This is a genomic window from Okeania sp. SIO2F4 (assembly GCF_010672385.1).
Classification (GTDB): domain Bacteria; phylum Cyanobacteriota; class Cyanobacteriia; order Cyanobacteriales; family Microcoleaceae; genus Trichodesmium.
Map to the genome: position 1 here is coordinate 1 of NZ_JAAHGT010000560.1, position 6342 is coordinate 6342.

Here is a 6342-nt window from a genome sequence, read left to right on the forward strand (position 1 = left end):
GTCACTCTCGACTCGCTGTCAACCACGTTCCAAAAGCATCATCGACGGAGCACTCACGTAGAGCTGGGAGGGGAATGTTTGGCCTAGCAGAACAAATTCGTAGCGAATCAGGGTTAATGACCACAGTAGTAGCAGGAATGGTAGTTGGGGCAGCCGAAATACCAGAACTGCGATTAATCAAGCGCTTCAAAGGACAACTGACAATGCTAGCTGTTTCGGTATTGTTTATCTTACTAGCAGCAGACCTGTCCTTAGCTAGTGTAGTTGCTTTAGGGTGGGGAAGTGTCTTTACAGTTTTAACCTTAATGTTCTTGGTTCGGCCTCTCAATATATTACTCTGCACTTGGAATAGTCAGCTTAATTGGCAACAAAAGATGTTTGTGAGTTGGGTCGCTCCCAGAGGGATAGTTTCCGCTTCAGTTTCCTCCCTGTTTGCCATATTGTTAACCCAGAAAGGTATCAATGGTGGTGATTCTATTAAAGCTTTAGTGTTCTTGACAATTATGATGACGGTTTTTAGTCAAGGACTGACCGCAAGGTTTGTGGCTCAATTTTTGGGAATTACTTCTAGTGCTGCTAAAGGTGCTGTTATAGTCGGTTCAAATCCTCTATCTCGATTAATTGGAAAAATATTTAAGGATAGGGGTGAATCAGTGGTACTAATTGATACAGATGAAGAGTCTTGTAAGCAGGCAGAAACAGAAGGTTTACAAACATACAAAAGTAGTGCCTTAGATACTAATGTGCTACAAGAAGCAGGTTTAGAATCAGTAGGAACTTTCTTAGCAATGACTAAGAATGGGGAAGTAAATTTAGTTTTAGCTCAAAGAGCAGCAGAAGAGTTTAAGCCACCAAGGGTATTAGCTGTTTATCCGAAAAGTCCCCAGCAGAAAAATCAAAATAGTAAAGATAAGGTTCAACAAGCATTTAGTACAGAGTTAAATCTGAAAACTTGGAATCAATATCTCTCTGACAAACAGGTGAAATTAGGTGAAACAGTCCTCAAGAAATTAGGATTTGAGTTTCAAAAGACTCACCTTCAGGCACTTATTCGATCAGGGGAGTTAATGCCAATTTTGATTGAACGGCAAGGAAGTCTTCAAGTATTACCTGCTACTGAAAATTGGCAACCAGGCGATCGGATTATTTATTTGCTACATGACCCGAAACCTAAACTTCTAAAACGATTATCTGGTTCTCAGCAGAAAGGTTTAACTATGGAAAGACATCCGGCAGTTGAAGAAGTACCTATTCCTACTGTAGTTCTAGAAGCTGACTCTGAAAAAATACCAACTAAATAATATAGTTAGGGGGGATGGGGTGATTGGGAAGTGGGGAGATTGAATATTGAAGTATGGAAAATTTTCTATAGAGTATTTTTCGGTGCGGAATGCTAGGCAAACAAATTTCCCCCTGCTTCCTATTCCTATTCCCAAAAGTTTTTATTCTGAGTATTCAAAGAGACATAGTATAACTAAATTTTCAAGTTAAACGGATGACCAGAAAATCAGGTCTTAAGTCTCACCTTTTGAGGGGATGAAAAAATCAACTTCAGTATTTCAAGCCTCGTACTTCAGATTTGAGGTACTGATAACTGAATTGCGCAGTTCCTCCGATAGGAGGCTAACTGATAACTGATAACTGAAATGAGCTACTGCCTCAACTCTGAATGCCGAAAGCCATATAATCCATCTGAAAATAGATTTTGCCAAAGCTGCGGAGCTAAATTGCTATTGGGCGATCGCTACCGTGCGATTAAACCTATTGGTCAAGGTGGTTTTGGTAAAACTTTTTTGGCTGTGGATGAGCATAAACCATCTCTCCCCAGGTGTGTAATTAAACAGTTTTTTCCCCAAAATAGTGCTAATGCTCAAAAAGCTGCTGAGTTGTTTCGTCGGGAAGCTATTAGACTTGATGAGTTGGGTCAACATCCCCAAATTCCTGAATTAATGGCTCATTTTCAACAGGGCGAGCAACAATATTTAGTCCAAGAGTTTATTGATGGGCAAAATCTGGAGCAAGAATTGTTTGCTAATGGGACTTTTACGGAAAATCAGATTCAGGAGTTGCTTTGGGATTTGTTGCCTGTGTTGGAATTTGTCCACGAACGCCTGGTGATTCATCGGGATATTAAGCCAGAAAATATTATTCGGCGCAACTCTATTACGCTTCCTGATGGTGGAGGGGAAATTAAAGGTCAGTTGGTGTTGGTAGATTTTGGGGCGAGTAAGGTAATTACGGAATCTTCTTTGGGCAAAACTGGAACTAGCATCGGCAGTGCGGGATATGTGGCACCGGAACAGTTGGCAGGAAGAGCGGTTCCTGCTAGCGACCTTTATAATTTGGGGGTTACTTGTATTTATTTGTTGACTCAAGTTGCGCCTTTTGAGTTGTTTGATGTGGTTGAGGGTAAGTGGGTTTGGCGACAATATTTGCAATCTAATATTAGTGAAGATTTAGGGATAATTATCGATCGGCTTTTGGTTCCAAATATTAGTGAAAGGTATCAGTCTGTAGGAGAGGTTTTAAAGGAATTAGAGTCTGTCAAATATCAGAAAAGTTTTGCTGCTTCGGCTTCTCAAACAGGAAATAATAATCCTTCCTTATTAACAAAAATGTTAGGGGGAATTCCGCAAGTTATTAAAGGTCGAATTATGCAGGAGTTTGGGAAGACAGAGGAAGCGATCGCTTCTTATGACCGTGCTATTGCTATTCGACCAAATAATTATGATGCTTGGTATAAGAAGGCTGAGGTTTGTTATCAGTTGAAACGTTATGAAGAAGCGATTTTTTGTTATGAAAAAACGGTAAAGTTACAACCGAATCATTGGCAAGGGTGGCTGAGTTTGGGTGTTTTGTTTTATCAATTTAATAGATATGAAAAGTCTGTGGAAAGTTATTTTAAATCTTTGGATATTCAGCCAGAGCAACCGATGGTTTGGTTGTGGTTGAGTTTGGCAATTAGGAAGTCTGGAGATGAGCAAAAAGCACAAATGTGTTTGGAAAAAGCGAGGCAATGTTTGCCGAAAAGTCCGGTAGAAACTGCTGAGATTTTATGGCGAGCTTGGGAGAAATTGGTTCGGTGATTTTGGAATGAATAGGGAATAAGGAAGATAGGTTTTAATTAGGATGAAATATATAGTAAGAAATTTACCCCATAGAGAAGTTCCATGAAACGTCTAATTAACCATTGAGGTAGGCACAGGGGAGCTACTCGTAAAGATAAGTTAATAACTTTTTTAGGCAAACTTGTATTGATAACTTCTGCAATTATTTCTCCCTGATTCTAACATCCTTGCGTTGTAAGAGCCTTTATAAATCTTGCAATTCATAATTATAAAGGCTTGGCTAAACCTAGCCAATAAGATTGGTATTGCATGAGACTCAAACTAATATCTTTACATTCTAGTTATCAAGAAACTTATGGAACCTTTAACAACTGCTGCTATTGCTCTAGCAACTGTGATAGCTACAAAAGCTTTAGAGAAAAGGGGTGAAAATGTAGGGGATGCTCTATGGAACAAAAGTAGTCAATTTTTAGCATTTCTAAGAGAATATTCCCCAAATACTGTAGTTGCTATAGAGAAAGCTCCTGAACAACCTATTGACTATGGTGAAGGTTTACTTGAGATAGAATCTACTGCCCAAGCTAATAGTAAAGTAGCTCAATCAATGCAGGAATTGGCAGCTTTGTCAGAAACAAATTCGCTGTCTAATTTTCCTGAAATTCTTAAAGAGATAGAAGAAACTGTCAAAAAATATCAGCACTCATACCCTGAAAGTTTTATCCAAAATATCCAAAAGGCTATTAATGTAGCTCAAAATCAAACTATTGATCAAAGGGGCGCCACTTTCCATATTTGACTACGAGAAGAAAGTAAGCAAGTTAAGCCAATTCAAAAATCGTTTTGGTGGTTTATTATATCGCTATGCTTACTTTCAATACCAATTGTTTTTCATTTATTTTCCCAAAATTTAACACCTGAAAAGCAATTAATTAGAGAAGGACAATAATTACTAAAAAATCGATAATTTGAGTTAGCTGAAGAGAAGTTTAATGAAGCTAAAAGATTAGCTCCAGAATTAGCATATCCTTGGTATTGGAAAGCAAAAGTTTCTCTAGCTAGGCAAAATCTATCCGTTGCGATTTTTTATGTTGAAAAGGCTTTGGAACTTCAAGCAAATCACGAACCTAGTTTAGTCCTACAAATCAAAATATTGTTACTAACAGGGGGAACTGGCACAGAAGAAGCTAGGAGAAAAGCCAAGCAAAGTTATGGTGTATCAGGTTCTTTAGATCGATGGTTGAATTGCTTGGAAAATAACAATGTATTTTCAGATATTGTGTAAGCATTCAGCCGTCAGCTATCAGCTATAAGTTATTAACTTATTAACTTATTATCTAACTATCGTAGGAGGAGGAAGTCTCCAAGGAAAATTAAAAGTTACGACTAAAGTATACTCCTTTAACCATATAAGAAATTATTCATTCATGCATCTGATTGCTGAACGCTAATAGCTGAATTCTTACGATATTGTTAATACTGAATCTAAATTAGATGAATTGTGTCCTTATATTAAAACTCCGTATCAAGTAAATTAAAAATTTCATATAAATTATAGGTTATAGGAATATAAATAAAGTGAAAAATAATAAACTTGTAATTTTAGGAATTTTATTAGGTTTATTGGGTTTGTCGGGAGTCTTAGTATTGAGAACCTTGATGACCTCAACAATAAGCAACCAACGGCAAATAAATATTAATAGTGGTGGTATAGAGATACTTAATGGTGGTATAGAGATACTTAATATAGCTAAACCTCCTCCTAATATTCCTCTAGTCAACAACAACAACCAACCATTACCTCATAATGGATTATTTATCAGAAGAAATAATCAGTTTGGTACAAGATTAAATGTAGGAATTAAAGACTTAATTGAACAAGGAGTTTTATTTGAACAGAGAAACATTCGCTTCGATGATTTCATAACTTTAAATAGTGAAGGAATACCACTACCCAAATCAGATAATTCTCTTGCAGTTAACTATGGAATAACTCCAATTCCACAAAAGCAAAAACGGAATCAGAGAGCTACTCACTATTTATAAATTGCCTTTAAAACTTCCAACACAGCTCCAGCAGGATATCAAAAGAGCGAACCTCCACCTGTTAATTATATTTTTGTAATTGATACAAGCAGTTCTATGAAAGGAGAAAAATTAGATGCCGTGAAACTTTCAATCAAGGAAATTTTCAAAAGTCTCAAGAAAGACGATGTTATTGGCATAATAGAATTTAATGAACAGCCAAAAACTGTATTAAAAGCAACTCCTGTTAGCAAAATTGACAATAATAAATTTAGTGAAACTATCAGTAGCATGACTGCTGGTGGTGGAACAGATATTAACATAGGAATATCCTATGGAATAGACGAAATTAGTCGTTATGAAAGCAACAATACTCTCAATCATATCTATTTATTTTCTGATGGAAATCCAAGTTCAGGAGAAACTGAATGGATTAGAATTCGACAAAATATAGACAAAAAAACACGAGGGAATATCCGCTTATCAACTTTTGCTTTTGGTTCAGATGCTAATACTAGAGAACTTGATGCTTTAGCTGGTATTACGGGAGGAAAATCTACTTTTGTTACTGATCCAGATGATATTAAAGTTAGCCTTAAAGATGAATTAAATAGAAGAGAATACCTAGCAGCAATTAATGTTCAGTTAAAGATAGACATCGATCCAAATATTCCAATTATTTACTTGTATGGTCACGATGAAATCAAGGACAAACCTACCAGAAGAGCAGTCTTAAAAAATCTTAGAAAGGCGAAAGAGAAAGCAGAAAGAGAAGTAGGAGTTGAATCGGAACCTGACTTGATAACTCAGGAAAAAGATATCCGAATTTTCGTACCAGATTTAGCAGTTGGTGAAACCTATTGGATAGTTTTTGAATTAGCTATTTCTGAACCAAACAATCTAAGTTCGATTGGGGAAGCAACAGTACAGTATGTCGATACATTTAAGCGCGAAAATCAAAAACGTCAACTTTCTTTATCATCATCAGGAAATTTACCATCTGATTTAGTAGCGGAACACGCTTTAGGTTTATGGACAAGTGAAGTAGCTTTCTATATCCTTGATGACCTTTATGAAAGTGACTTGGAAACTGCTGAAAGGCGAATTGAAAACCACGTTTCTGTTCTTCAATCTGCTAATTATTATTTAGATTCAGAACCAATTAGAGACGATGTGATTACTCTGATAAAATTATTATCACTTGCTCAAAATCTTGGAAAAGTAGGAACGTCTTCAGATACTTATCCTCAAC

General features: G+C 36.5%; 6 protein-coding genes. All 6 read left to right on the forward strand.

Annotated elements, in window-relative coordinates; translation table 11 throughout:
• Positions 1-1301 (forward strand): cation:proton antiporter (locus tag F6K22_RS27465; protein WP_293105388.1); only part of this gene is annotated, 1301 nt, incomplete at its 5' end.
• A gap of 345 nt (positions 1302-1646) precedes the next feature.
• Positions 1647-3086, forward strand: coding sequence for a protein kinase domain-containing protein (locus F6K22_RS27470; RefSeq protein WP_293105390.1), 1440 nt, complete (start codon positions 1647-1649; stop codon positions 3084-3086).
• A gap of 337 nt (positions 3087-3423) precedes the next feature.
• On the forward strand, positions 3424-3864 hold the full coding sequence (locus F6K22_RS27475; protein WP_293105392.1) for a hypothetical protein: 441 nt from the start codon (positions 3424-3426) through the stop codon (positions 3862-3864).
• Between the two features lie 303 nt (positions 3865-4167).
• Positions 4168-4350 (forward strand): hypothetical protein, encoded by a 183-nt coding sequence (locus F6K22_RS27480; RefSeq protein WP_293105393.1) that lies wholly within the window; start codon positions 4168-4170, stop codon positions 4348-4350.
• Between the two features lie 293 nt (positions 4351-4643).
• Positions 4644-5111, forward strand: coding sequence for a hypothetical protein (locus F6K22_RS27485; protein WP_293105395.1), 468 nt, complete (start codon positions 4644-4646; stop codon positions 5109-5111).
• A gap of 96 nt (positions 5112-5207) precedes the next feature.
• The coding region (locus tag F6K22_RS27490; RefSeq protein ID WP_293105397.1) for a vWA domain-containing protein at positions 5208-6342 on the forward strand (1135 nt) is incomplete at its 3' end.